Consider the following 25,621-nt stretch of genomic DNA (forward strand, 5'->3'; position numbering starts at 1 on the left):
GCTTCCCCCAGGAGCCCCCATGCCCACTCCCGCCCAGCCGTCCGTCCCCGGGGTGCGGCTCCGGCCATTCCGAGCCGTCCGCTACAACCCCGCGACCGCAGGGGATCTGGCCCACGTCCTCTGCCCGCCCCACGACGACGTCGGCCCCTCCCGTGCCCGTGCACCGCGCCACCGTCGCCACCACCTGGCGCGGCTCGTGTACTCGCCGGATCCCGGGACCGCCGCCAGGCAGCGGTTGGAGCGCTGGATGCACCGCGGCATCCTCGTCCGCGACCAGCGCCCCGCCTTCTACGTCTACCAGCAACACCTCGGCGCGAAGATCCTGTTCCGCGGCGTCATCGGCGAACTCGACCTGCCGACCGCCACCCCTGCCGCAGTTCTTCCCCACGAGGACGTCCAGGCCCACGTGGTCGGGCAGCGAGCAGCCCACATGCAAGGTCTGCGAGCACAGCTCGAACCGCTGCTGCTCACCTACCGTGCCCCGGGGTCCCCGGCACCGGCCGCCATGGACGACATCACCCGACGCCCGCCACTGGCCACCGCCCGCATCGGCCTGATCACGCACACCGTCTGGGCCTGCACCGACCCCCGTGAACAGGCCGCCGTAGGCCGTCATCTGGGCGGCGCCGGCGCGCTCATCGCCGACGGCCATCATCGCTACGCGGCCTGCCTCCGGCTCAACGACCAGCACCCGGGCGGACCGTGGGCACGAAGCCTGGCGCTGCTGGTGGACCAGACGGCGCACCCGCTCCAACTGAAGGCGATCCATCGGGTCGTCCCCGGCCTGGAACCCGACAAGGCCGTCGCCGCGGCCGCGGAGGCGATGCGCGTACGCCCACTGCCCGAGGGAGTCCGGCGCCCGATGCCCGGCGAACTTCTCATCACCGCAGAAGGCAAGGCCTGGAGCCTCACCGCCCCAGACCCGCGATCCCTCGACGAGGCACTTGAGGGGCGGCCCGCCGAATGGCGGGATGTGCCCACCGCCGTGTCGGACCACCTCCTGATGGACCTGACCTGGTCGGTACTCGACCTCCCCGGAGGCGTACACCACGTGCACGACACGCGTCAGGCCGTTGCCTCCACGGCGACACCAGGCAGCGGAATCGCCGTCCTGCTACCCGCGGTCAGAGAGGAAACCGTCCGCACGCTCGCCGCTGCGGGCGTACTACTGCCCCACAAAACCACCTCATTCGGCCCCAAACCAACCACCGGACTCGCCCTGCGCGTCCTCGACGCCCCCTGATCCCCGGTCGGCCGGGTTGGTTCTCAGTCCGCCGGCCGGATCGTGCCGGGGGTTTCCGGTCCGGTGCGTGGCGGGTCCTGGATGCGGTGGCGACGCCATTCGCGCGGAGTGACACCGTAGGCCGCCCGGAACCGGCGGGTGAAGTGGCTGGGGCTGGTGAATCCGCAGCGTGCCGCCACGGCCGACACGGGGAGGCCGGCGTGCCGCGGTGAGGTCAACAGGCGGCAGGCCGCCTCGAGGCGCTCGGAGATGACCCACTGCTCGAGTCCGATGCCTGCCCTGCCGAGGATCGCGTACAGCTGGCGTCTGGAGATGCAGTGTGCGCGTGCGATGCGGTCCGGAGTGAGTTCGGGGTCGGTCAGGTGTCGGCGTGTGTAGGCCAGGATCCGGTGGGCCAGGGAGTCGTCCATGGCCGCCCGGACGCGCCGGTCGTCTTCGTCGTGCGCCGCCGAGGTCAGCAGGGCCCGCACCAGATCGGTCGTGGCGTTGCCGAGGGCGGCGGCGCCCGGGTCCGTCTCCAGGCGTCCGGGGTCCCGGCGGAGGGAGCGCAGGTGTGCCAGGACCAGGTCGTGCATCGGACTGGTCCGCAGCCGCACGGATGCCCTGACGACGGTGTCCACCGGCACCCCGAGGTGGACCATGTCGATGGTGACGGCCCAGGAGGCCCCTTCCCCGGACCAGCCGTAGCGGCGGGGGGCGAGCTCGTGGAAGACGGCGATGTCGTCCGGACCCAGGACGTATCGCTCGCCCGCGTTCTCGGCCCGGTGGACGCCCGTGGTCTGGAGAGAGACAGAGACCACGGGGCGGTCGCGGTGCCGTCGCACGTGCCTCGCGGTCCGCCGGACCTCCATCCCCGTGCTGCGGACGTCGAAGAGGTCCAGCGAGCCCACCCGCCACGTCTCGAACCGGGCCCGGATCCCGGTTTCGGGTGAGTCGTGCACGACGTCGTTCGGTACGGAGGAGTCGTTCATCGCGTGGTGGAACGCGTCCACCCGGTCCTCCGGCGCGAAGGTGTCCAGATCCAAGAGCAGCACGAAGTCCCGCCTCCACCAGTCCCGTTGAATGTCGTCGGCGTCATCGTGGGGCAGGTGCGGGCCGTCCTGAACAGGTTCTGCACGCAGGGGCCAGATCCGTGCACCCAGAGGCGACCCGCCCCGCTCGATCGCGTCTACCTTTCGGAACGGCTCCCGCAGTTGCGGTGCGGGAGCCGTGTCCGGCGGCGTACTCGCCACCGCGACGCGCCCGTACCGAGTGAGAGGCCGGATCATGTCCGACCAGAATCCGTTCACGCCAGTCCGCCCCGTCCTGGAGCCGGCCGCGGCGGATTTCGCCCAGGCGACAGCCGAGCCGCCGTTCCTCTTCCAGATGCCGCCGGTCGAGGGCCGCAAGGCCGTCGACGAGGTGCAGTCCGGCCCGGTCGACCTGCCGGCCGTGGACGAGGGTTGGGTGACCGTGTCCGGTGGTCCCACCGGTGAGGTCCGGGCCCGCGTCGTGCGCCCTGCCGGTGCCGTGGACCGGCTCCCGGTCATCGTCTACATCCACGGCGCGGGCTGGGTGTTCGGCAACGCCCGCACCCATGACCGTCTGGTGCGCGAACTCGCCGTCGGCGCCGGCGCGGCCGTGGTGTTCCCCGAGTATGATCTGTCCCCCGAACACCGCTACCCGGTGGCCGTCGAGCAGAACTGGACCGTCGCCCGCTGGATCGTCACCGACGGCGCCGCCCACGGCCTGGACGCGTCCCGGATCGCCGTGGCCGGTGACTCGGTCGGCGGCAACATGAGCGCCGCCCTGACCCTGATGGCCAAGGAGCGCGGCGGCCTGCCGCTGCTCCAGCAGGTGCTCTTCTACCCGGTCACCGACGCCTCCTTCGGCACCGGCTCCTACCACCAGTTCGCCGAGGGCTACTTCCTGCGCCGGGACGCCATGCGGTGGTTCTGGGACCAGTACACGACCGACGAGACCGAGCGGGCCCAGGTGACAGCCTCCCCGCTGCGGGCCACCACCGAGCAACTCGCCGGCCTGCCCCCGGCCCTGGTCGTCACTGCCGAGGCCGACGTGCTGCGCGACGAGGGCGAGGCGTACGCCAACAAGCTGCGCGCCGCCGGAGTGCCCGTCACCGCCGTCCGCTACCAGGGGATCATTCACGACTTCGTGATGCTCAACGCCCTGCGCGGCACCCACGCCGCGCAGTCCGCCATCGACCTGGCCGTCGGCACGCTCCGGCGAGCACTGGCCGATGCCTGAGGCGACGGCGGATCCGGCCGCCGGAGACGATCCGCTCGGCGGCGGCCGGCGCTTCGAGCCCGACCTGCGCCGGATGGCCCGGATCAACCTGCGCCCCATCGCCTCGCCCATGCCGCTGGGCTTCTACACCGTGGCCATCGCCTCGGTGATCGTCGGATGCTTCCAGTTGGGTGTATTCGAGGAGGACGCCCACCGGGCCGTGGGCCTGGCGATCCTACCCGCGTTCGTACTGCAACTGCTGGTGGGCTGGTTCGCGTTCGGCGCCCGTGACGTGCTGGCTGCCACGCTGATGGCCTGCTTCTCCGGCCTGTGGCTGGCGTCCTCACTGACCCTTGCGCTGGATCCGCCGGGCGGGATGCGCGTACTGGGCGTGCTCAACGCCGTGTTCGCCCTGTTCGCGTTGCTGATGGCTTCGGTGGCGGGCCGCAAGCGCGCCCTGTGGCTGGTGCTGTGCACCGCCGTGCCCCGGTTCGCCGTGGCGGCGCTCGCCAATCTCACCGGCGCTTCGTGGCTGGGCACCGTCTCCGGGCTGCTCGGGCTGCTGCTGGCGGCCGTCGCCCTGTACACGGCCTTCGCGCTGATGCTGGAGGACATGCGCGGCGAGCAGGTCCTGCCCATCGGCCGCAGCGGCCCCGCCCACCGCGCCGTCGAGGGGGACCTGTCCGTGCAACTACGCGACCTCGAACGCCAGGCCGGCGTACGGCGCACGCTCTGACCTGGACGTCCGACGCCGAGGGCCGCATCGGACGCTCGGCACCCGACCTCCGACGTCATGACCGAATCGAAAGCGAGCACCATGACCAGCATGCCCGTCGGCGGGATCTCGGCCGCCCACGGTTCACCTGACGGGGGATACGCCGAACTCGTCCTGCGCAACGGGAAGATACACACGCAGGACAGCGCCCGGCCCGCCGCGACGGCGCTCGCCGTCCGCGACGGCCGGATCACCGCTCTCGGCGACGACGGCGACATCGCCGGTCTCGTCGGACCCGGCACAAGGGTCGTGGACGCCCTCGGCCGCCGGGTCGTCCCCGGGCTCAACGACTCCCACCTGCACGTCATCCGCGGCGGCCTGAACTACGTGCTGGAGCTGCGCTGGGACGGAGTTCCGTCGCTGCGCCAAGCCCTGGCCATGCTCCGCGAGCAGGCCGGGCGTACTCCGAGGGGCCAGTGGATCCGTGTCGTGGGCGGCTGGACGGCGGACCAGTTCGCCGAACGTCGGATGCCGACGCCGGCCGAACTGACCGCCGCCGCACCGGACACCCCGGTGTTCGTACTGCACCTCTATCAGTCCGCGATCCTCAACCGCGCCGCCGTACGCGCCGCCGGGTTCACCCGGGGCACCCCGGACCCCAAGGGCGGGCAGATCGTCCGGGACCGCACCGGCCACCCCAACGGCCTGCTGCTGGCTTCCCCCAGCGCTCTCGTCCTGTACTCCACGCTGGCCAAGGCGCCGACCCTCGACGAGAGCGACAAGAAGGTCTCCACCCGGCACTTCCTGCACGAGCTGAACCGATTCGGCCTCACCTCCGCCGTGGACGCGGCGGGCGGGTTCCAGAACTTCCCCGAGAACTACGCCACCGTCACCGAACTGGCCCGGTCCGGCGAGCTCAGCGTACGCATCGGCTACCACCTCTTCCCGCAGACCGCAGGCCAGGAACTGGCAGACCTGCGCCGCTGGATCGAGACCGTCCGCCCCGGCGACGGCGACGCCTGGCTGCGCCTCAACGGCGCGGGGGAGAACCTGACCTGGGCTGCCGCCGACTTCGAGAACTTCTCCGAGCTGCGGCCGGAGCTCACGGACGGCTACGAGGACGAGTTCGAGCAGGCGGTGCGGCTGCTGACCGAGCACGGCTGGGACTTCCGGCTGCACGCCACCTACGACGAGACCATCCGCCGGGACCTGGCCGTCTTCGAGAAGCTCGCCGCTGAGGGGCTCTTCCCGGCGGGCCGGCGCTGGCTGTTCGACCACGCGGAGACCGTGTCGCCGGACAGCCTGGACCGGATCGCCGCGCTCGGCGGCGGGATCTCGGTCCAGAACCGGATGTCCTTCCAGGGCCGAGCCTTCGCCGAACGGTACGGCGCACCGGCCGCCGGCACGGCCCCGCCGATCGCGGACATGCTGCGCGCCGGAATCCCCCTCGCCGCCGGTACCGACGCCACTCGCGTCTCCTCGTACAACCCGTGGGTCGCCCTGCACTGGCTGGTCACCGGCCGCACCGTGGGCAACCTGGAGCTCCGCCCCGCCGAGCAACTCGTCTCCCGCGAACAAGCCCTGGAGCTGTACACGGTGGGCGGGGCACGGCTCACCGGGGAGGAGACGGACAAGGGAGTCCTCGCGGAAGGGCGGTTCGCTGATTTCGCGGTCCTCTCGCACGACTACCTCACCGTCCCGGCCGGGGACATCCCGCACATCGAGTCCGTCCTCACCGTGACCGGCGGGCGGATCGTGTACGCCGCGGACACCTACGAGGGCCTGGACGAGGCGCTGCCGCCCCTAAGCCCGCCCTGGAGCCCGATCGCCCACTACGGCGGCTACCAGGCCACGATGCCGCCCTCCGCGGCCGGGGCCCGCCAGGCCGACCTGCTGGCCGAGGCCGCCGCCGAATCCGAACGGCACCGTCAGTGGCGCGTCGCCCGCGGATTCGCCCCCGAGGAGCCGTCACCGGCCTTCGACCCCTGCTTCGTGCTCTGAGCCGACGACTTCCTGTCCTCGTTGCCGACCACCATCGGAAGGAATCCCCTCATGACCGACTTCGTCCTCGACCTCGACGCCGTCCAGGCCGCCCCGAGCCCGGACCTGCTCACCCCCGACAACGCGATGATGCTGTTCGTCGACCACCAGCCGCAGATGTTCTTCGGCGCCGGCAGCACCGACCGGGTATCCGTCATCAACGCCACCGTGGGCCTGGCCAAGGCCGCCAAGGTCTTCGACGTCCCGGTCGTCCTGTCCACCGTCGCGGCCGAGTCGTTCTCCGGGCCGCTCCTGCCGCAACTGCGCGATGTATTCCCCAAGCACGAGGTAGTCGACCGCACCTCCATGAACGCCTGGGAGGACCCTGCCCTGGTCGAGGCCGTCAAGGCCACCGGCCGCAGCAAGGTCATCCTGTCCGGGCTGTGGACAGAGGTCTGCCTCGTCCTGCCCGCCCTCTCCGCCCTCAACCAGGGCTACGAGGTGTACGTCGTCGCCGATGCCTCCGCTGGCGTGACCCCGGCGGCCCACGAGCACGCCATGCAACGGATGACGGCCGCCGGCGCCGTGCCCGTCACCTGGCTGCAGGTGCTGCTGGAGCTCCAGCGTGACTGGGCCCGTACCGACACGTACGCCGCGACCACCGACGTTGTCAAGGAGCACGGCGGCGCCTACGGGCTGGGCGTGGTGTACGCCCACACCATGATCGACCCGCACGCCGCGGGCTGAGCGACGGGACCGACATCATGGACACCGGTCTGCTGATCCTCCGCCTGATGGCGGGCCTTCTGATAGCCGGACACGGCGTGCAGAAGGTCAGCTTCCGACTGGGCGGCAGCGGCCTGGCCGGCGGGATCGAGGAGTTCCGGCACGACGGCTTCCGCGGCGGGTCGCTCACCGCCCTCGCCGCGGGAGCCGGCCAGATCTGCTCCGGCCTGCTACTCGCCGCCGGGGCCGTGACCCCGCTCGCCGCCGCCGGGGCGATCGGCGTGATGACCGTCGCCCTCACCGTCAAGTGGCCCAACGGCCTGTGGGTGCAGAGGGACGGCTACGAATACCCGCTCGTCCTCATCACCGTTGCAGCGGCCCTGGCCTTCACCGGCCCCGGGCGTCTCTCCGCCGACCGGGCCCTGGACCTGCTGCCCTGGCCCGCCTGGTGGCCGGTCACAGCCGTTGTCGTGGGAACGGCCGCCGGACTGGCCACCCGGGCCCTGCTGCACCGCCCCGCCCCGCCCGGCCCCGAAGCCCCCTCCGGAGGAGTCCACTCCCGATGACCACGCACCCCACCCCCTCCCGGCGCGCCGCCCCGCTGCACGGTCGGCCCGATGCCGTCGTCTCGTTGATCCGTGCCGCCGCCCGGAGCGTCTGACACCCCGTCCACCCCGCAAGGGAGCCCACATGAGCACACCGTCGCCCAGCGCCCCGTACGCCCGCGACCTCGCGCAGATCGAGGCCGCGAACGCCTCCGGCCGGATCCCCGTCGTCTTCGTCCACGGCCTGTGGCTGCTGCCCACGAGTTGGGAGCGATGGGCCGCCGTCTTCGAGGAGGCCGGCTTCGCGCCCGTACTGCCGGGCTGGCCCGACGACCCCGCGACGGTCCGCGAGGCCAACGCCCACCCGGAGGTGTTCGCGGGCAAGAGCGTCGGACAGGTCGCCGACCACTTCTGCGACCTGATCGGCAAGCTGGACCGCAAGCCCGTCGTCGTCGGGCACTCCTTCGGCGGCCTGATCACCCAGATCACCGCCGGACGCGGCCTGTCCCGGGCGTCCGTCGCCATCGACCCGGCCCCCTTCCGCGGGGTACTGCCCCTGCCGCTGTCCTCGCTGCGGGCCGCCGGCGCCGTCCTCGCGAACCCGGCCAACTACCACCGGGCCGTACCGCTGACCTACGAGCAGTTCCGCTACTCATTCGCCAACGCCGTGAGCGAGGAGGAGGCCCGCGAGCTGTACGACGCCTTCGCCGTCCCCGCCCCTGGAGAACCCCTTTTCCAGGCCGCCGCCGCCAACCTCAACCCCTGGACCGAGGCGGCGGTGGACACCACCGCCGCCGACCGCGGCCCGCTACTGATCATCTCCGGGGAGAAGGACCACACCGTCCCCTGGGCCATCGCCAACGCCTCCTACAAGAAGCAGGCGCACAACGAGCACGCCGTCACGGAGATCACCGAGATCCCCGGCCGCGGTCACTCCCTCACCATCGATCGCGGCTGGCGCGACGTCGCGGACACGGCCCTTGCCTTCCTCCGGCGGTTCGCCGACCCCGCCGCCTGAGCCGGCCGCCCGTAGCGCGGGCGTCGTCACTCGCACGCACTCACCCACCGAACAAGGAATTCCGTATGCCCGACCCCTTCCCGTCCCATGTCGACCTGATCCGGCGGGGATCCCGCCGGATCACCGGTCTCCTCCTCGCCCTCGCCCTGTCGGTCGGGATGCTGAGTGCGGCCGCGTCCACCGCGCACGCCGACCCCGACCGGCCGCTCACCGTGGTCGACTGGGACATCACCGGTCTCGAGAACGGCGGCCAGGGTCAGCACGACCGGTACTGGAACATGATCGACCGGATGCACCGGATCAGCGGCCACGACTTCTACCGGGTCCTGGACGAGACCACGACCACCCACAACCAGCTGATCCAGGTCCGGGTGAACCACGCCGGCCGGCACGTGGTGTCCCTGTACTTCTGGGCCAACACCCTCTACCTGGCCGGGTTCTACCAGCCCGGGCAGGCCAACGGCACCGGGAACCGCCACTACGTGTTCCCAGACGGCTACGTCGACGCCTTCAACGGTGTGCTGGGCGTCCGGGCCGAGACCCTCCCCTGGAACGGCAGTTATGCCAACCTCCCGAACGGCGGACTCCGTGACCAGCGGCGGCTCAGCCCGCAGAACCTCCAGAACGCGCTCCTGACGCTCGGCAACGCGCAGCAGCTCCTCGGCTCGGGGCACGGCCAGCACACGGTCGGCTCCTATCTCGTGGACATCATCGGTGCGACCGCCGAAGCGGCCCGCTTCGGGTACCTGTTCGACATCGTCAGAGGGAACATCAGGAACCACACGTCGAACCCGATCGGCCGCTTCGGCGCGGCCCTCCAGACCAGCTGGGGGCAGCTCTCCACCTGGGTGTACGCGCGGCTCAACGATCCCACGGGGGGAGGTTTCACCATCGGGGGAGCTGGCTACAGCAGGTACTACCCGACGGTCGCAGCACTCATCGCGGACCTGGGCTACATCGAGCTCAACGGCCACAAACGCCGTCGCTGAACCGGCGACCGCGGGGTGGCACCGGGATCCCCGATCCGCGCCCGCTATCCGGCGGCGGGCAGAGGGTCCCGGGCCGCCGCGCAGGAATCGCGCCAGGCCCGCGGCGACATCCCGTACCGACTCCGGAACACACGGCTGAAGTGGCTCGCGCTGACGAAACCCCAACGGCCGGCGATGACCGCGACCGCGTCGCCGCGGCCGGGCCGTGCGAGTTCCCGGGCCGCCTCCGCCAGCCTGCGCTCCCTGATCCATCCGCCGACCGTCACTCCTTCCTGCGAGAACAGCCAGTGCACGTGGCGGACCGAGACATGGTGTGCGGCGGCGATCGAACCAGGTGAGAGCTCCGGGTCCGACAGGTGCAGGCTGATGTGAGTGCGGATCCGGGACGCCAGGTCCCGGGTCGCCGCCGTACCGCCCTGAGTGCCCGTGCCCGCCAGGCGGCCGGATTCCGTGGCTGCGGACGCCGTCGGTGTGCGAACACCGACGGCGTGCTCGGCGATCAGCGTGCCCAGCATGTCGGCAACGTGCCCGGCCATGCGGTCCCGGACGGATCCGGGCCAGTGCGCTGCGGACCGGGCGACGGCGGACAGGAAGGGGGAGGCCACCGCGCTCAGACCTGCCGGGGGGCGGACCGGGGCCGCCAGTACGGACGAGACGTCGCCCTGAGGTACGGGGAGCACGAGGCGCGGGAGCCTCAGCAGGTGGACCCGAGAAGGTTCGGGGAACGTGAGCGTGAGCCCGCCGCAGGCGGCGAAGAGGGCCGTGTCGCCCGGTTCCAGAAGCGTCCGCCTTCCGTTCTGCGACAGCAGCCCGCTGCCCGAGGCCAGGACCAGCACGAAAGCGTGCCTGCGGTCCCGGTCGGCCGGGCGGCCGCCGACCCGGATCCGGTGCGGTGAGGCGTCGAGGGTGCAGGTCCGCACGTACCCGCAGTCGCCGGGCGCGATCTCGCCCGTGAACCGTTCGGGTTCCTCCAGGTGCACTGCCACCGGTCCCAGCACGTGGCCGACCTCTTCGGCCCACCACCCGGCTCGACCCGCCGACGTCCCGGACGCGATGCCGAACCGCTGGGCGGGTCTCCCGGGCGGAGCAGCCCGCCGCCGTTGTGGACGGTGCTCGGACTCTCCGTCGTTCCGGAGGAGGGGGGCGGGGGCTGCGACGATCGCGCCTGTGTTCGCGTGCATACCGGGAGCGTGCTGGGGAGCACCCGGCTTCGAATCCAGGAGAGTCCCCAGTGGTCAGCCGATCTCCCCAGCCGTTTCGGAGGTCCGCCCCGGCAAGGCTCATCCGTACCCAGGGATTCGGGCCCGATCACCTGCCCCTGCCCTCCGTGTCGGCGCGCCGTGAGTATCCTCATCTCGTGATCTTGAGGGGGCGGGAGTCGGAACAGGGCCTGCTGAACGGGCTGATGGACGATGCCCGCGCCGGCCTCAGTGGGGCGCTCGTGCTGCGGGGTGACGCCGGCATGGGCAAGACCGCCCTGCTGGACCACGCGGTGGCGTCCGCATCCGGCATGCGCGTCACCAGGGTCGCGGGCATCGAGGCCGAGCAGGAACTCGGCTTCGCGGCGGTGCACCGCGTGCTGCTGCCGTTCCTCGGCCGCCGGGCGGACCTGCCCGAACCCCAGCGCGCCGCGCTCGAAACCGCGTTCGGCATGGTCGGCGGTCCGGCGCCCGACCGCTTCCTGGTGGGGCTCGCCGTGCTCACACTCCTGGCGCGGTCCGCTCGCGACCGGCCGTTGCTGCTGGTCTGCGACGACGCCCACTGGGTGGACCGCGAGTCGCTCGATGTCCTCGCCTTCGTGGCGCGCCGCCTCCACGCCGACGGCATCGTCGCCCTCTTCGCCGTACGCGACGAGGCCGAGGCCCTGCCGCCGCTGGCAGGGCTACCCGGACTCCGGCTCGGTCGGCTGCCGGAAGCCGACGCCCTGGCCCTGCTCATGGACCACATCGGCGCGGCTCCGGTCGACCAGGTCGTGGTCGAACAGATCATCGCCGCCGCGGCGGGCAACCCTCTGGCCCTGCGCGAGCTGTCCCAGGGACCCGCTCTGGCAGAGCCGGGCTTCGGCGAGCCGCCGGCCATCGGACGTCGGCTGGAGGCCCGTTTCCTGCAACGTGTCCGCGATCTGCCGGCCGAGTCCCGCACAGTGCTGCTGGTACTGGCCGCCGACGCCACCGGCGACCGGTACCTCGTCAGGAGAGCGGTCCGGCACCTGCTGGGGGCCGAAGGACAGTCCATGGCCGAGGCGTTCGAGCAGGTCGAACGGGAAGAACTCGTGACCCGCCACCCGGTACCCGGCACCTCCCCGTTCCGGCACCCGCTGATCCGCTCGGCCGTCTACAGCGGTGCGTCTCGGGCCGAACGCCGCTCCGCGCACGCCGCCCTCGCCGCAGTGACCGACGTACACACCGATCCCGAACGGCACGCCTGGCACGCGGCCGCCGCCGCGGAAGGCGCCGACGAACCCGTGGCATCCGCCCTGCAGCACTGCGCCGAGCGGGCCAGGAACACCGGCGGGTACCTGGCCCAGGCCGCCTTCCTCCAGCGCTCTGCGGAGCTCACCGAGGACCCCGCCCGGCGCACCGCGCGGCTGCTGGAGGCATGCGCGGCCGCGCTCACGGCTGGGGCTCCCCACCGGGCCGAGGAACTCCTGCGGCTCCTGCCCGCCCCCGGCCCTGCGGCACCTCTCCTCGGCGCGCATGCCGACCGGCTGCGCGGACTGGCCCGCCTGATGCTGGGCCGGGAGGGAGCCGTACGCCTCCTGCTCGACGCCGCCCTCGTCCTCGCGCGGCACGAACCGGCGGCCGGACGCGACGCGCTGCTGGAAGCCGTCGATGCCGCGATGGTCGTTCCACGGACCGGATCCGACGCGAAAGCCCTCGAGGTTGCCTCCGCCGCACTCATCACCTCCGCCCGTCTCCCGGGCCCGACGGATGCGGACGCCACTGTGCCGGATCTGCTCCTGGCCGGTCACGCCCGCTTGGTCGCCGCCGGTCACCAGGAGGCCGCGCCGACCCTCCGGGCTGCGCTGGCCGCGATGAGACAGCCCGGAGCGGAGGAGCGGGGGGCGGTCCGCTGGAGCCTGCTCGGGATGGTTGCCGCGGTCGAGATGTGGGACATCGACGCACTCGGGGAGTGCGGCAGGCGCTACGCGGATGCCGCCCGCCGTCACGGTGCCCTGCGCATGCTCCAGATCAGCGCGCACGCCAACGCGACCTCGGAGGTCTTCCGTGGCAATCTGGGCACTGCCGAGTCGCATTTCGCGGAATTCAAGGACATCGCGGACGCGACCGGTGCCGACCCCCGGTTCTCCCATCCCACCGACGTCATGCTCCACGCCTGGCGCGGTGACGAGGCCGCAACCCTGTCGGCCGTGCAGGCACAGCGGGAGCTCTACCCCGAGCTGCCCGGCGGGATACAGGTGCAACTGGCCCGTGCCGCGTCGGTCGTACTGGAGCTGGGCCGACGCCGCTACCCCCAGGCCCAGGCGGCAGCCCAGGCCGTTCTCGACGACCCGCCGCCGCACTGTGGGGGACTCACCCTGCCCGGCCTGGTCGAGGCCGCCGTCCGCAACGGCGATCCGGACGTCGCCCGGCGGGCCTTGCGCATCCTCGCCGAGCGGGCCACCGCCAGCGGCACCCCCTGGGCCCTCGGCCTACTGGCCCGTAGCCGTGCCCTACTAGCCCGGGACACCGAGGCGGAGGACCTCTTCCAGGAGGCAACCGCCCTCCTGGAGCCGACGCCACTGCGCACCGAGAGAGCGCACACGGCTCTCCTGTACGGGGAGTGGCTGCGCCGACAACGGCGCAAGTACGACGCGCGGATACGGCTTCGGGACGCCCACGCACGGTTCACGTCGATGGGCGCCGGCGCCTTCGCCGAGCGTGCCCGACTGGAACTCCGGGCCACCGGCGAGCGGGCGCCCAAGCGGGGAGCGGGAACGGATCACCAGCTCACGCCGCAGGAGTCCCGGATCGTACGGATGGCCGCTCAGGGTGCCACCAACCAGGACATCGCCACGAACCTCTTCATCAGCGCGAGCACCGTGGAGTACCACCTTGCCAAGGCCTTCCGGAAGCTCGGGGTCACTTCCCGCCGACAACTCTCCGCGGTGCTGGAGCAGCGCAGCCGTTCAGTTCCGGACTGAGCTGCACCCGGTTGCGTCGCGCCGGGCCGAGGGGCGGCCCATGCCACCGATCGAGCAGGTTCGTGCCGAGTCGGGCGACACCTGGGTGCCCCCTGATCTCCGGACTCGGGCGCAGGGGCGTCGACGTGGCCCGCTGGGCGTCCCGTCGGGTTGCCTGGAGCGCAACGAGACGTCCAGACAACCGTCTTGAGGTTCTAGAAGAAGCCCAGCTTCCTCGGCGACTACGACACCAGCAGGTTCTTCGTCTGCTGGTGGTACACGCCTTGCGTGGCCGCTGACCAGTGGAAACGGCCATGATTCGGCCAAGCTGCAGGCGGCTGGTCCGCGTGTGGCCCTGATCTTGGTCGGCACAGGGGGCCCCTGATTCTGCCCATGGCGGCGGCGAGTCGGCGCACAAACGACGGGCGGGCCTCCAGGTCGGCTGGGGCTGTTCGACGGCATGACTGACCATGATGCCGATCTCGGCCATGCGGTTCGCGACGCCGGCACCAGCGTGCGGCCCGCCGTCGGGCAGAACGACGAGGGTGCTGCCCCTGAGGCCGTACGGTTCCGAGCTCGTCGACAACTGCACGGGCCGTCCGTCGGTGAGGAACTTGTACACGGTACGGACGGGCAGGAGGTCCCCCTCGGCGACGCCAAGCCGAGCCGCCAGCCCACCACGACCCACCACGAGATCAATTCATCAGACACGGCCTGGCGCCCGCACTGCGGGCCCCAGTTACTCGTCGTCCTCCTCGTCTTCGTCGTACCAGCCTTCGATCATGCCGACGAGTCGTTCGTCGATCGGGTTGTCGAACTCGTCTTCGGTGGCGAGGAGTCGGCGCAGCGTGTTCAGGGGGTACCAGTCTTCGCCGGGCTTGGCGTCGGGTGCGCCGACGCAGGGGGTGTCCAGGTATACGGAGTCCGGGACCGCCGGATAGAACGCCGGGAGCAGGCCGAAGGTGACGTCCGGTTCGAACTTCCATACCCAGCCCTCGCGCCGTCGGCGCAGGGTCTCGCCGATGTACCACACGGCACCTTGGACGAAGGGGGAGCGGCGCTGTGCGGTGATCTCATCCGACTCGGCGAATTTCTCCTTGACCAGGCCTTCCAAGGCATCGAGGGAGGTGTCGGAGAAGTCGAACCTGTCGACGCCGCCGGCTTCCCGAGCCCAGCGTTCGAAGCCGGCCTGGCGATCGGTGAGCCAGACCAGGAGGTCGGGGTGGCGGGTGGAGTCGTAGTCGGAGTGGGGTGTGGTCATGGCCAGAACCTACCGAAACGCGCTGTCACACACGCAGGATCTTCGCGGAGTCATCACACGGAGTGTCAACAACGCGTTGTGCATGAGGAGTTGACGGCCTCTAGTGTGGTGGGTCGGCAGGAGCGGGCACGATACGGGGGCCCCTTGTCCGGCCTGCCCTCGCAGTCTTGAGTCCCGTGGCCCCCACGACCAGGGACACTACGTGAGCACACCTATACGACAGCGTCTGAAAAGGCGCTTATCTGCCGCGCTGGCGGTCGTTTCCTCAGCGGCGGTGCTGCTGGTCGGCCTGCCGTCGGTGGCGTCGGCTGCGCCCGGGGACTACGCGAAGATCACCGGCGGTAAGCGGTGCGATCAGATGCACCTGAAGAGGATCATCCCGCGTACGCCGAACAACTCGGGTGCGCCGACCGGTCAGCACCACTGGACGAAGTCCGGGCCGGACGAGGAGTACTACTACAACAACGCGTTCAAGGGCTTCGAGAACGTTCCCGCGCCCACTGCGGCCGAGCTGGGGCAGGTCACGGGCAGCCGCGCGGACATCGACAAGTGGGACAAGGCGTATGCGGCCTCCAAGAACCCGGAGGACATGCGCAAAGCGATCTACTCCCGCTATAAGCGGCATCGGAACGAGTCGAACAACCCCAAGCCGTTCGGCAACTGGAAGGTCAACCTGATCAGCGCGCAGGTCAGCAAGCAGAAGGGGGGCGTGTTCGAGGTCAAGGCGGTTCAGGACTTCAACATGGTCGGCCCTGACTGGCTGTGCGAGGTCACGATCGAGATCTTCGACAAGGACGGCAAGAAGATCGCCTCTCGGCGGTACGACTCCTACAACCAGCGCACCGGTGAGCTGGGGGAGTTCAAGTCCGACGGGAAGCGCAAGCCGGCCCAGCTGCGGGCCGACAGGATCATCCTGCGGCACAAGGACGCGAAGTACGACTTCACCCGGCACCGCCTGACGATGTTCACGTCGGAGAAGCCTAACGGTGCCACCGTCCGAGACTACAAGGCCGAGAACGACAAGCTCCGGGTGGAGCGGGGGACGGGGAGCAACCCGATCCGGATCGCGGAGCGCCGGGCGACCGCGAAGGGCTTGTGGCCGCAGACAAAGTACACGAAAACGTACAACGTGTTCAACCCGCTGCCGAACCGCGGCACCCAGGGCCCGGGCGCCTCGATGGCCTACGGGTCGGGACAGAACCCGGTTCAGGCCCGGCAGTTGCAGAACGAGTACCTGGCGAACAACGCCCGGTCCGCGCTCGGCCGGGGCCCGGGCGGGGTGGACTTCTCCACCCTGGAGCTCCAGTACGTCGGCAACCCGGTCAAGGGCAAGGCTCTGGACTACTCCATGAAGGCCGACTTCATGCCCGATGAGGACAACAATCCGGGCTGGGGCGGACAGGCGAAGCTCGAACTGGCCTCCGATGCCCTGTTCACGTGGCTGGCGCTCACCCCGGACCGGCAGTGGGTGAACCTCAACCCCGACCAGCCCGACACCATCATGGACAAGGCTTTCGGTGAAACCGACGCCGGCCGTGTCCTCCTCGTAGCCGACATGGAAATGAAGCGGGACTTCTCCCGCGCCATGGACCCCAAGAAGTCCCCGGGCAAGGAGTTCATGGACGCCGCCCCCAAGGTCGACGGGGTGCCGTGTTGGGGATCGGGACGCAACTGGATCGTTCCCGGCCGGGCGAAGGTCCGCGAGCAGGACGGCGGGATCTACATCCTCGACGCCCCGCTGGAGGTCAACCACGCGGCAATGGACTTCACCACCCCCGTACAGGGAGAGGACTGCTCGAAGAAGCTCAGCAAGGGTGAGAAGGAGCGCAGCCACCGGCTGATCACCCGGTACCTCGTCCCGCACGTCGAGAAGCAGATCAACACCGACCCCAAGTACGCCGACCTGCGCCGCGTCTACAAGTCCCGCGTCGCGGCCGAGTGGATCCGCCAGCAGGACGCGAAGAAGGCCACCGACTTCCGACCCGTCATCAACAGCAACAACCTGAAGCGATGGCCGCTGCGCGGTGAGAACGCCCACTGGGACAAGCGGACCGTGTGGCAGGAGATGGTGAAGTCCTTCACCAAGGGTGACTTCACCTACGAATGGCCCCTCGGCGACGGCCGGATCTACACGTTCTTCGTCGGCGGCATCGACTTCGCAAAGGTCCCCAAGCGAAACATCACCGGTGTCGAGTTCACCGCCCAGCACCGTGAACTGCCCCGCGCGACGAAGGACTCCGTGCGCACGGAGACCTCCGCCCGCGACAGCGACACCGCGTTCCTGGGCGGCAACGGCGCCGCCCTGACAGATGACGGGGGGCCCGACCCGACGCCGACGCCGACGCCGACCGACCCGACCGATCCGCCCACGTCGCCGGGCCCGGACCCGACCAAGCCCGGCAACGGTGACACCGGCGGCAGTGGGGGCGTGACGCCTCCGGCCAACCGGCCGGACCCGGACGGCGGCCTCGCCGACACCGGATCGGACACCCCGATCGGCCTGATCTCCGGCATCGCCGCGGCGATCGCCGCCACCGGCGCGGCCCTGGTGTGGCGGATGCGGCGTCGCCGAACCGCCCAGGAGTAGCCTGAACGAGCAGCGCAAACGGGAAGGACCCCACCCCAGTTCGTCCCGGGGTGGGGCCCTTCCCATGTGTGCTGGGTGACGGCTGACCAGACGCCCACGCGGGACCGACGTCCGGTCGTGGGCCCGAGGGCTGCTCCAAGGTCCGGGGAGTCGGACGGCCGTGGGCCGGCGTCGAACGAGATGAAGCAGGCTCCGCATCTCTGTGGCCTTAAGAAGAGCTGACACCATGCTCGGACGCGCCGGTAGGGGGACTGTAAGACGTTCGGCCCTGTCTCACTTTCGGTGGTGACGGAGAGTGCTGCTATCCGAGGAGGATGCGGTGGCGAAGCAGGGTGAAGCCTGCTCGTCCGTGCATCTGGCGCGCGATCCGCTTGGTTTTGGTGTTGACACCCTCGGTGGGGCCGTTGCTGTACGGAAGTGTGAGGGCGGCGTTCACGGCGTCGCGGTCTCGTTCCAGTCCTCGGGCGAAGGCATGCAGGTGGGGCAGGTCGGCGCCGCGGACCTGGACGATCCAGCGCGAGAGTGCGTCGGCATTGTCGGCGTGAGGCGCAAGGAGCGGGGCGAAGTCGCTGATATCTGCGGCCAGTTGGGTCATCTCGGGGCAGGCGGCGGTGAGCTTGGCCAGGAGCTCGTGGTGCTCGGTCTTGAGGTTGTCGGGCATGGTCAGCAGCATCCGGGCGAGTCGGCGTGGGGAGATGTGACTGCGGTCGGCGTCCGCGCGGCCTTGGTTGATGTACTTGTGCAGGAGGTTCAGGCAGCCGGTGAAGCCCAGGGCTTTGATCTCGTCGAAGAGGTGCTTGATGGGGACGCCAGGGTCCTCGGCCCGGCGTTTGCGCAGGTGCTCGCGGTAGGGGTCGACGAGGCTGGCGCGGTATTTGGGGACGCGGAGCATCCGCTCGGGCCGGTCGGCACGGGCATAGCGTTTGACGGTGTTCAGGGCCAGTTTCAGGCGGCGGGCGCATTCGAGCAGGCCCACGCCCTGGTCGAGCAGACCGTGGACCTGGTGCCAGCGTTCCAGGGTGGTCTGTGCGCGGGGTCCGTCGTAGATCGGCGTGTCCAGTACGGCGGCCCAGCACGTGCTGTGCGCCTTGACCTCGCTCAAGACGGCTTCGCACAGGTTGTGCCACAGATGCCACCGATCACCGACCTGCACCGCGTTGGGCAGTGCGCGGCGGATGGCCTCGGCGTAGGTCGCGGAGCGGTCGCGGCACACGACCTCGATGCCCGGATGTTCGCGTAGCCACGCCTCCAAGGTGTCCGCCGTGCGGTCGGGCAGCACATCGATCCGCTCATGCGTCCCGGCATCGATGATCACGGTGGCGTAGCGGTGCCGTCGGCGCAGAGCGAAGTCGTCGACGCCGATCACGCGGGGCGTCCGCCCTGCGGGCAGCGGGATGCGCAACAGAGTACGCAGAGCCGTGTGACGCGAGACGCCCGCCGCGAGTATCGCCAGCAAACGTGCCCCCGCCCGGCCCGCCAACTCCTTGACCACCACCTTGACGTGCCTGGTCAGGCGTGTGGTGCGTCGCTGGTATCGGTCCAGGACTCCGGGCACCTGCTCGCGGAAGGTATGTCGGCAGCCGCGGGTGGGGCACACGAGACGCCGCACCCGCACACGGACCACCACCCGCCGCCCGTCGACCGGCACGTCAGCCACAGTCCGCCGGTGATAGCCGTGCACCCGTCCCGACGACACCCCGCACACCGGACACGGCGCCATGTCCTGCGGCGTTCGCGCCCGCACCACGATCCGCTCACCCTCGTCGAGCACGTCGTCCATGACCAGCGGGAGCAGGCCCGAAAACACCATCTGGACAAGCTCGTTGACATCCCTCACCCGCATGTCAACGACGCGTCACGACGCTCCGTCACCACCGAAAGTGAGACAGGGCCGTTGATTAGACACTCCCGCCTACAGCTGCGCCGAATGCGTGCAGACCTATGTCCGGCGCCACGCCGACGACACCATGACGCTCCACCTGCGCCCGGATGCCCCGGCACCGACGTGGAAGGAGCTCCGCGGCCGGTCTTCGATGTCGAACTGGCAGAACACCCAGTCGATGCGGCCGTTCGGCGAGTTCATGAAGGAACAGCGCCTGATGGAGGACGACGACTACTGGGTCGACCTCGACGGATTCACCGCACCCACTCCGTAACCGGCATGAGAAGTGCCCCCGGCCGTTCTTCGGTTCCGGGGGCACTTCCGTTTCGCGACCTCACAGCCTCACGACCAGACAAGTCGCCCTTCGGCAACGGAACAGACCGGATAGTCCCCCGCGCCGATCCTCGTCAGCATCTCCGCCACGGAGTCGAAGCAGTGGGCCAATGACGCGTACTCGCCGGTGACCGTGGGCGCACCCACGAACCATCTGCCGATACGTCCGTCCCTCGCGTCGATGAACTGTCCCATCCAGCCGTCCCGGTCCGACTGGAACGGGATCCACTCCTCGCGCCATTCGCCCCCACCGGACAAGGGGTGATTCGCGTAGAGCTTCTCCATCGCCCGGATGCCCAGAAAGAAGCTCCCCTCGTCCGGGAACCCGGCGTAACCGCAACAGGCGACGTCGTCGTCCACATCGTCCTCGGGAAGATCCAGGTTGTTCTGCAGCAGCCACGCCCGCAGTTCCTGAGGCAATGAGACACCCATGCGCTCCTCGGCGGCCGTGAGTATCCGCTCCGGGGCCGGGCCGGGCAGGTCCGCGTGATCGGCCGGAGCATGCTCTCGGAGGAGATTCATTACACGAGACCAGCTCTCCACCACACTCATTCCCTGCTGCCCCTCTCTGTACGGATTCGCTATGCCACTCAACGGGCTCACCTACCGTAGCCGGACAGCGGGTCTTCGAATTTACGACCTCACCCGCGATTGATCGGGGTGGGGCCGTGACATGGGGATGGCCGCGCGGGTTCTTCATGTGTGACCAAGAAGTGGGCCCGCGCGGCCTTGTCCCATCCTGCCTTCTGCGGCGTGAGTCGCCAACACCTCGGCGAGTTGCTAGAGGAACTCGAACCCCAGTGGCAGGCACGCTGTGAGTGTGGGCGCCATGACCGGCGCGGTGGTGCCCGCCGCAGGCACGCTGGTGCAGGGCCAAAGTACACACTCACCTTCCATGACCGTCTGGTCGTCACGCTCGTCCACCTGCGCACCGGCCTCACCCGGGAAGCACTGGCGGTGGCCTACGGTGTCGGCTCCTCCACTGTCGGCCGGGCGATCGGCGAGGTCCGATCCGTGCTTGCTGCCCGTGGCTTCGCCGTGTCCGATCGTTCCGGTCTGCGGCTGCGGACCCTGGAGGACGTGTTCGCCTACGCCGAGGCCGAAGGCATCGAGCTGCGGATCGGTGGTGCCGAGACACAGGTTCGCCGCCCACAGGCCGGTAGGCCTGGACGCCGGGCGTTCGTGCCGGGCAAACGCAAGCAGAACACCATCAAGACCACCATGTTCAGTGACGGGCAGGGCAGGTTGCTGTTCTCCGGTGTGGAGCGGCCCGGCCGGATGCACGACCAGACCGCCGTGCGCAGCGAGGGCGTCGCTGAACAGTTGCGTCGGCGTCCCAAGGTCCAGGCCACGGTCGACGCCGGCTACCAGGGCCTGGCCAATGAGTTCCCCCACCAGATCACCGCCCCACCGAAGAAGCCCAAGGACGATGCCTGTGACGGCGACAAGAGGGCCTGGCGCGAGGCCAGACGCCGGCAGTCCTCGACTCGGATCTGCGTCGAGCACACCAACGCCGAGCTACGGCAATGGGCGCCCATGCGCAGATCCACCCAACGCCGCGAAACCTACGCGCAAACCCAACGAGCGATCGCCGGCCTGATCTCCGACCGGGCAGCCCAACGACCCACTCACCGCGCACACAGCACTGAACTCGTACTCGCGCGCAGCACGACACACTGACCAACCACCAGCCGAGCCGCAGCCCAGCACATTCACACCTCAATCGCGGGCGAAGTCGTTAGCCGACCCCGCCCCCAAGCAGCGTCGGTCCCCGCAGGGCCGCGTCCACGTCGTCCAGCACGGCGACGCCCACGAGACGCAGGCGATCTGGATGACCGACGTCGACGTCGTCAACTGGCTCACCGACCCGCAGGACCCGGCGAGGACTGTGCTGACCGTGGGTGAGACGGGTGAACCCAGATCCACGCCCCTCGTGCCAGAGTCCTGCGGCCGGGCCACATCCCTAGCATGCGCGCATGACGAAACGCTCCAGCCACGATCCATGGCCTCGTGACGACACCGCGGCCGACCGCGGCTTCGTGGCCGCGCTGTCCCCCGCGCGGATCACCCATGAGGACGGGCAGGTGGTCTGGGACTCCGACGCATACGCCTTCCTCGATACCCCCGACTGCCCGGACACCGTGCATCCCGGTCTGTGGCGTCAGAGCCGGCTCTGCGCCAGACAGGGCCTTTACGAGGTGACCGAGGGCGTGTACCAGGTCCGCAATCTCGACCTGTCGAACATGACTCTCATCGAGGGCACCGACGGTGTGATCGTCGTCGACCCGCTCATCTCCGCCGAGACGGCCGCGGCCGCACTCGCACTGTATCGCGCTCATCGAGGCGAGCGCCCCGTCACCGCAGTGATCTACACCCACAGCCACACGGATCACTGCGGCGGAGCAGGCGGTGTACTGCCCGGCGGCACCGGTGACGTCCCCGTGATCGCCCCGCGCGGATTCGTCGAGCACCTGGTCAGTGAGAACGTCTACGCCGGCCCCGCGATGTCCCGTCGCGCCTCCTACATGTACGGCATTCTGCTGGACAAGTCCCCCACGGGTCAGGTCGGCTGTGGTCTGGGCATGGCCGTCTCCAAGGGCACCATCACCTTCATTCCGCCCACCCGTGACGTCACCCGAACTGGGCAGGAGGAGGTCATCGACGGCGTCAGGCTCGTGTTCCAGCTCACGCCGGACACCGAGGCCCCGGCGGAGATGAACTTCCTCCTGCCGGAGCGGCGCGCGCTGTGCATGGCCGAGAACGCCACCCACACCATGCACAACGTGCTCACCCTGCGCGGCGCCGAGATCCGCGACGCGCGCCTATGGGCCCGCTACCTCGACGAGGCACTGAACCTGTTCGCCCCGGAGGCGGACGTCGCCTTCGCCTCCCACCACTGGCCCACCTGGGGGGCCGATGCCATCGCCGAGTTCCTCACGGCCCATCGGGACCTGTATGCCTATCTGCACGACCAGACGCTACGTCTGACCAACAAAGGGCTGACCGGTACCGAGATCGCCGAGCAGGTCAGGCTGCCACCGTCGCTCGAGGCCGTCCGGTCCGTACGCGGCTACTACGGGTCGGTGAGCCACAACGTCAAAGCGATCTACCAGCGCTACATGGGCTGGTACGACGGCAACCCAGCCCATCTGTGGGAGCACCCACCCGTCGATCTGGCCCGCCGCTACGTCGCCGACTACGGCGGTTCCGCCGCGGTGATCGCTCGCGCCCGGGAGTACGCGGCCCAGGGCGACCTGCGCTTCGCCGCCACGCTCCTCAACCACGCGGTCTTCGCCGAACCGGACTGCGTCGAAGCGCGGGAAGCCCTGGCCTCCGTCTACGAACGGCTCGGCCAGGGCGCCGAGAACGCCACCTGGCGCAACATCTACCTCACCGGCGCCCTGGAACTGATCTGCCGTCCCGCCCCCGCCACCCTCCGCTCCCGGATGGCTACAGCCCTGACCGTCGACCAGATCCTCGACACCATGGCTGTCCGCGTCGACGGCCCCCGAGCCTGGGACGAACACCTGGTGCTGGACCTGCGGGTGACGGATGAGCAGCAGACGTGGCGCCTGACGCTCTCCCACGGCGCCCTCACCCACCGCAGCACACCGCCCGACCAGCCGCCCGCTGGCGACGCACCCGCCACCCTCACCCTGTCCAGGCTCCAGCTCCTCGCGCTCGCCAGCGGCGAGCAGGAAGACATCGTCACCCAGGGCGATCCCGGGGTACTCCCGCGCCTCCTGGGGCTCCTGGACACCCCGGACCTCCACTTCGACATCGTCACCCCCTGACCCCGCAAGGCGACGCGCTCACCATGCTCGGGAAACGTCCCGGCCCCGTCGGGCCACCGAAGCGCCTGATGGTGCTGCTCACCGCCGTCGCAGGCTGGGTGGACGCCGCCGCGTACACGGGGCCCAGCCGGGTCTTCGTCGCGAACCAGACCGGCAACGCCGTGTTCCTCGCCGCCCGCCTCACCGAACGCTCCCTGCATCAACCGGACCTGGGGCGGGCCGTGGCCGAGACGAGCGGCCCGCTGGCCTCGATCTGCGGATTCTGCGCCGGAGTCCTTCTGGCGGCCGTGCTCGGCCACCAGAGCCTTCTGGGGCTCGGCAGGGCCTGGCGGGCGCTGGCGGCCAACCGCTGGTTCCTGCTCGTCGTGGAAGCGGCCCTGCTTGTGATCGCCGCGGCCACCGCCGCTCCCCATCAGGTGCCCGTGCTGCTGATCGCGGCCGCCATGGGAGTGCAGAGCCTCTACGCGGCGCGGGTCGCTCTGCCAGGGGTGCCCACGACGACCCTGACCAGCACCCTGGTCGCCTTGATCACCCGTGCTGTCCAGGACCGCGGACGCGCCGCCCGTCGTGGTGTGCGGCTGCTCTCCCTGGTCTTCCTCGCCTACATGCTGGGGGCCGCAGGAGGTGCTGCCGTCACGCTGACCTGGTCGTACTCCACCGCTCATGCGATCGCCGCCGTCGTGCTGACAGCCGCAGCAGCCACTATCGTGCGCGCCGACCTGTCCGGACGGGGGACGACCGACGACACCTCGGGGTGAGGTGCCCATTACCTTCTTTGTAGGGCCCGGTTCGGGCTCGTGGCCTCCGGGGCCCGGTATGGCTCTGCACCTCCCCTCCTATCTGTGGAGACCGTGATCGAAGGGATAGTTGGGGGTCATGGCATCCAGGAAGCGCGTCTACGACGCTGAATTCCGTGAGGGGGCGGTGCGGATCGTGACGGAGACCGGGAAGCCGATTCCGGAGGTGGCCGAGGATCTGGGCATCCATCCCGGGACGCTGCACAGCTGGGTGTCGCGGGCACGGCGCAACGTCGTCGCCGTCGGACCGGCCGGCGGCCGAGCCCTCTGGTGGCCGGCTGCGGGAGAGTGAGCGGGCGGAGCTGGAGCGGCTGCGGACCGAGGCCAGGGAGAAGGACAAACGCATCCGTGAGCTGGAGATGGAGCGTGATGTGTGCAAGCGATTCGCGGCCTTGTGGGTGAAGTAGATGAGGCGGACCCGGCCGTGGCGGTCGGAGTGGTCAGCAGTTGCAAGGCCGAGGAGGGCATACCGCATCGCGTCGCCTGCCGGGCTCTGGGGGTGTCGGAGTCGTGGTACTACAAGTGGCGTCACCGGCCGCCGACCGAGCGGGAGATGCGCCGGCAGCACCTGGCGGAGGAGATCGAGGAGTTCTTCCGCGACTCCGGGGGCACCTACGGCTCGCCGAAGGTGTTCATCGAACTGGTGCGCCGGGGCTGGCGGGTGTCGGTGAGCACCGTCGCGAAGCTGATGGCCGAGCTCGGGCCGGCCGGAAGGTCAAGCGCCGCCGGTCGCTGACCAGGCCAGGCAGGCGGCCGGCCGCCCCGGACTTCGTCCGCCGGGACTTCACCACCGAGGAACCGGATCTCGTCTGGGTGGGTGACATGACCGAGATGGACACCGGCGAGGGCACGCTCTACCTGGCAACGGTGATCGATCTGTTGTCCCGTCGGCTGCTCGGCTACGCGATGGGCACCCGGCACGACGCCGAGCTGGTGGTGGCCTCGCTCAACATGACCGCGGCAACCCGGGGCGGCGACGTCCGCGGCGTGATCATGTACACCGACAGGGGCGGCGAATACACCTCGGCCCGATTCCGAGACCGAATAGGCGAGTTGGGGCTCCGGCAAAGCTGTGGACGCGCCGGATCTTGCTTCGACAACGCCGCCGCGGAGAGTTTCTGGGCCCTACTCAAAGAAGAGATCGGCACCCGCGTCTGGCACGACCGGGCTACCGCCCGTGCCGACGTCCTCGACTTCATCGAGACGTTCTACAACCGCCGCCGGCTGCGCAGACACAAAGTCTTCGGCTACCTCACCCCGGCCGAGACCCGGAAGCGGCACCGACACGCCCTCGCGGCACAGCCATCAAGCGTCCAAGATCACGGGCAAAAGCGCAGTGGGGACAGCAGCCCCACGGGCTGAGCCGCCATCTGGCCCGCGTATGGCCCGGAACTGCTGGTCAGGA

The 25,621-nt window shown here is 70.0% G+C and carries 22 protein-coding genes and 1 pseudogene; 17 read left to right on the forward strand and 6 right to left on the reverse strand.

Features of this window, described 5'->3' with window-relative positions; genetic code table 11:
- Positions 1-19: 19 nt before the first annotated feature.
- Entirely contained in the window at positions 20-1,243 is a 1,224-nt protein-coding gene (locus QMZ92_RS04650) for a DUF1015 family protein (RefSeq protein WP_283295951.1), read from the forward strand.
- Positions 1,244-1,266: 23 nt separating this feature from the next.
- Here the strand turns inward: QMZ92_RS04650 and QMZ92_RS04655 are convergent, their stop codons facing one another.
- Positions 1,267-2,277, reverse strand: coding sequence for an AraC-like ligand-binding domain-containing protein (locus tag QMZ92_RS04655; RefSeq protein ID WP_283295952.1), 1,011 nt, complete (start codon positions 2,275-2,277; stop codon positions 1,267-1,269).
- 232 nt (positions 2,278-2,509) lie between these two features.
- Here QMZ92_RS04655 and QMZ92_RS04660 point away from each other — a divergent pair, with 232 nt between their 5' ends.
- From QMZ92_RS04660 to QMZ92_RS04690, 7 genes are all read left to right on the forward strand, one after another.
- Positions 2,510-3,487 (forward strand): alpha/beta hydrolase, encoded by a 978-nt coding sequence (locus QMZ92_RS04660; protein ID WP_283295953.1) that lies wholly within the window; start codon positions 2,510-2,512, stop codon positions 3,485-3,487.
- Positions 3,480-4,202, forward strand: coding sequence for a GPR1/FUN34/YaaH family transporter (locus QMZ92_RS04665; RefSeq protein ID WP_283295954.1), 723 nt, complete (start codon positions 3,480-3,482; stop codon positions 4,200-4,202). Before QMZ92_RS04660 ends, QMZ92_RS04665 begins: the two co-directional genes overlap by 8 nt.
- 81 nt (positions 4,203-4,283) lie before the next feature.
- Complete coding sequence (locus QMZ92_RS04670; RefSeq protein ID WP_283295955.1) at positions 4,284-6,182, forward strand: amidohydrolase; 1,899 nt, start codon at positions 4,284-4,286, stop codon at positions 6,180-6,182.
- Between the two features lie 51 nt (positions 6,183-6,233).
- On the forward strand, positions 6,234-6,908 hold the full coding sequence (locus tag QMZ92_RS04675) for a hydrolase (RefSeq protein WP_283295956.1): 675 nt from the start codon (positions 6,234-6,236) through the stop codon (positions 6,906-6,908).
- A 17-nt stretch (positions 6,909-6,925) separates the two neighbouring features.
- The gene (locus QMZ92_RS04680; RefSeq protein ID WP_283295957.1) at positions 6,926-7,453 is read left to right on the forward strand and encodes a DoxX family protein; all 528 of its coding nucleotides are present in this window, start codon (positions 6,926-6,928) and stop codon (positions 7,451-7,453) included.
- A 124-nt stretch (positions 7,454-7,577) separates the two neighbouring features.
- Positions 7,578-8,450: an alpha/beta hydrolase gene (locus QMZ92_RS04685; protein ID WP_283295958.1), complete on the forward strand. Its 873-nt coding sequence runs from the start codon at positions 7,578-7,580 to the stop codon at positions 8,448-8,450.
- Between the two features lie 65 nt (positions 8,451-8,515).
- The gene (locus QMZ92_RS04690) at positions 8,516-9,439 is read left to right on the forward strand and encodes a ribosome-inactivating family protein (protein ID WP_283295959.1); all 924 of its coding nucleotides are present in this window, start codon (positions 8,516-8,518) and stop codon (positions 9,437-9,439) included.
- 44 nt (positions 9,440-9,483) lie between these two features.
- Here the strand turns inward: QMZ92_RS04690 and QMZ92_RS04695 are convergent, their stop codons facing one another.
- Complete coding sequence (locus QMZ92_RS04695; protein WP_283295960.1) at positions 9,484-10,620, reverse strand: helix-turn-helix domain-containing protein; 1,137 nt, start codon at positions 10,618-10,620, stop codon at positions 9,484-9,486.
- 176 nt (positions 10,621-10,796) lie between these two features.
- On the opposite strand from QMZ92_RS04695, the gene QMZ92_RS04700 reads away from it, so the two are divergent.
- Positions 10,797-13,583, forward strand: coding sequence for a helix-turn-helix transcriptional regulator (locus tag QMZ92_RS04700; protein ID WP_283295961.1), 2,787 nt, complete (start codon positions 10,797-10,799; stop codon positions 13,581-13,583).
- A gap of 418 nt (positions 13,584-14,001) precedes the next feature.
- On the opposite strand, the pseudogene QMZ92_RS04705 reads toward QMZ92_RS04700, so the two are convergent.
- Both QMZ92_RS04705 and QMZ92_RS04710 read right to left on the reverse strand, forming a co-directional pair.
- Positions 14,002-14,235: pseudogene (locus tag QMZ92_RS04705) on the reverse strand (hypothetical protein); the annotation flags it as partial.
- Positions 14,236-14,301: 66 nt separating this feature from the next.
- Positions 14,302-14,823 (reverse strand): hypothetical protein, encoded by a 522-nt coding sequence (locus QMZ92_RS04710; protein ID WP_283295962.1) that lies wholly within the window; start codon positions 14,821-14,823, stop codon positions 14,302-14,304.
- A gap of 274 nt (positions 14,824-15,097) precedes the next feature.
- Here QMZ92_RS04710 and QMZ92_RS04715 point away from each other — a divergent pair, with 274 nt between their 5' ends.
- Positions 15,098-17,410 carry a hypothetical protein gene (locus tag QMZ92_RS04715; protein WP_283295963.1) on the forward strand — a complete coding sequence of 771 codons (2,313 nt, stop codon included), beginning with the start codon at positions 15,098-15,100 and terminating at the stop codon, positions 17,408-17,410.
- Between the two features lie 301 nt (positions 17,411-17,711).
- Here the strand turns inward: QMZ92_RS04715 and QMZ92_RS04720 are convergent, their stop codons facing one another.
- Complete coding sequence (locus tag QMZ92_RS04720) at positions 17,712-19,253, reverse strand: ISL3 family transposase (protein ID WP_283295964.1); 1,542 nt, start codon at positions 19,251-19,253, stop codon at positions 17,712-17,714.
- 88 nt (positions 19,254-19,341) lie between these two features.
- Here QMZ92_RS04720 and QMZ92_RS04725 point away from each other — a divergent pair, with 88 nt between their 5' ends.
- Complete coding sequence (locus QMZ92_RS04725; RefSeq protein ID WP_283295965.1) at positions 19,342-19,566, forward strand: hypothetical protein; 225 nt, start codon at positions 19,342-19,344, stop codon at positions 19,564-19,566.
- Between the two features lie 68 nt (positions 19,567-19,634).
- Here the strand turns inward: QMZ92_RS04725 and QMZ92_RS04730 are convergent, their stop codons facing one another.
- Positions 19,635-20,147 carry an SMI1/KNR4 family protein gene (locus tag QMZ92_RS04730; protein ID WP_283295966.1) on the reverse strand — a complete coding sequence of 171 codons (513 nt, stop codon included), beginning with the start codon at positions 20,145-20,147 and terminating at the stop codon, positions 19,635-19,637.
- 180 nt (positions 20,148-20,327) lie between these two features.
- On the opposite strand from QMZ92_RS04730, the gene QMZ92_RS04735 reads away from it, so the two are divergent.
- The 6 genes from QMZ92_RS04735 to QMZ92_RS04760 all read left to right on the forward strand — a co-directional run bounded on the left by QMZ92_RS04735 (position 20,328) and on the right by QMZ92_RS04760 (position 25,578).
- Positions 20,328-21,305, forward strand: coding sequence for a transposase family protein (locus QMZ92_RS04735; RefSeq protein ID WP_283295967.1), 978 nt, complete (start codon positions 20,328-20,330; stop codon positions 21,303-21,305).
- A 296-nt stretch (positions 21,306-21,601) separates the two neighbouring features.
- A complete protein-coding gene (locus tag QMZ92_RS04740; RefSeq protein ID WP_283295968.1) occupies positions 21,602-23,419 on the forward strand; it encodes an alkyl/aryl-sulfatase in 1,818 nt (605 codons plus the stop codon).
- A 23-nt stretch (positions 23,420-23,442) separates the two neighbouring features.
- Positions 23,443-24,177, forward strand: a complete 735-nt coding sequence (locus QMZ92_RS04745; protein WP_283295969.1) for a YoaK family protein — start codon at positions 23,443-23,445, stop codon at positions 24,175-24,177.
- A gap of 118 nt (positions 24,178-24,295) precedes the next feature.
- On the forward strand, positions 24,296-24,508 hold the full coding sequence (locus QMZ92_RS04750; protein ID WP_283295970.1) for a transposase: 213 nt from the start codon (positions 24,296-24,298) through the stop codon (positions 24,506-24,508).
- A 102-nt stretch (positions 24,509-24,610) separates the two neighbouring features.
- Entirely contained in the window at positions 24,611-24,952 is a 342-nt protein-coding gene (locus QMZ92_RS04755) for an IS3 family transposase (protein WP_283295971.1), read from the forward strand.
- Complete coding sequence (locus QMZ92_RS04760; protein WP_283296018.1) at positions 24,949-25,578, forward strand: IS3 family transposase; 630 nt, start codon at positions 24,949-24,951, stop codon at positions 25,576-25,578. The genes QMZ92_RS04755 and QMZ92_RS04760 overlap by 4 nt, the downstream gene beginning before the upstream one ends.
- Positions 25,579-25,621 lie beyond the last annotated feature (43 nt).

Source organism: Streptomyces sp. HNM0645 (genome assembly GCF_030056615.1).
Lineage (GTDB): Bacteria > Actinomycetota > Actinomycetes > Streptomycetales > Streptomycetaceae > Streptomyces > Streptomyces marianii.

Excerpts from the sequence above, each read along its gene's own strand:
- QMZ92_RS04690 (WP_283295959.1), top strand. The coding sequence starts at position 8,516 with ATGCCCGACCCCTTCCCGTCCCATGTCGACCTGATCCGGCGGGGATCC.
- QMZ92_RS04660 (WP_283295953.1), top strand. The coding sequence starts at position 2,510 with ATGTCCGACCAGAATCCGTTCACGCCAGTCCGCCCCGTCCTGGAGCCG.
- QMZ92_RS04650 (WP_283295951.1), top strand. The coding sequence starts at position 20 with ATGCCCACTCCCGCCCAGCCGTCCGTCCCCGGGGTGCGGCTCCGGCCA.
- QMZ92_RS04745 (WP_283295969.1), top strand. The coding sequence starts at position 23,443 with ATGCTCGGGAAACGTCCCGGCCCCGTCGGGCCACCGAAGCGCCTGATG.
- QMZ92_RS04675 (WP_283295956.1), top strand. The coding sequence starts at position 6,234 with ATGACCGACTTCGTCCTCGACCTCGACGCCGTCCAGGCCGCCCCGAGC.
- QMZ92_RS04740 (WP_283295968.1), top strand. The coding sequence starts at position 21,602 with ATGACGAAACGCTCCAGCCACGATCCATGGCCTCGTGACGACACCGCG.
- QMZ92_RS04710 (WP_283295962.1), bottom strand. The coding sequence starts at position 14,823 with ATGACCACACCCCACTCCGACTACGACTCCACCCGCCACCCCGACCTC.
- QMZ92_RS04750 (WP_283295970.1), top strand. The coding sequence starts at position 24,296 with ATGGCATCCAGGAAGCGCGTCTACGACGCTGAATTCCGTGAGGGGGCG.
- QMZ92_RS04685 (WP_283295958.1), top strand. The coding sequence starts at position 7,578 with ATGAGCACACCGTCGCCCAGCGCCCCGTACGCCCGCGACCTCGCGCAG.
- QMZ92_RS04680 (WP_283295957.1), top strand. The coding sequence starts at position 6,926 with ATGGACACCGGTCTGCTGATCCTCCGCCTGATGGCGGGCCTTCTGATA.
- QMZ92_RS04670 (WP_283295955.1), top strand. The coding sequence starts at position 4,284 with ATGACCAGCATGCCCGTCGGCGGGATCTCGGCCGCCCACGGTTCACCT.
- QMZ92_RS04730 (WP_283295966.1), bottom strand. The coding sequence starts at position 20,147 with ATGAATCTCCTCCGAGAGCATGCTCCGGCCGATCACGCGGACCTGCCC.
- QMZ92_RS04665 (WP_283295954.1), top strand. The coding sequence starts at position 3,480 with ATGCCTGAGGCGACGGCGGATCCGGCCGCCGGAGACGATCCGCTCGGC.
- QMZ92_RS04720 (WP_283295964.1), bottom strand. The coding sequence starts at position 19,253 with ATGCGGGTGAGGGATGTCAACGAGCTTGTCCAGATGGTGTTTTCGGGC.
- QMZ92_RS04695 (WP_283295960.1), bottom strand. The coding sequence starts at position 10,620 with ATGCACGCGAACACAGGCGCGATCGTCGCAGCCCCCGCCCCCCTCCTC.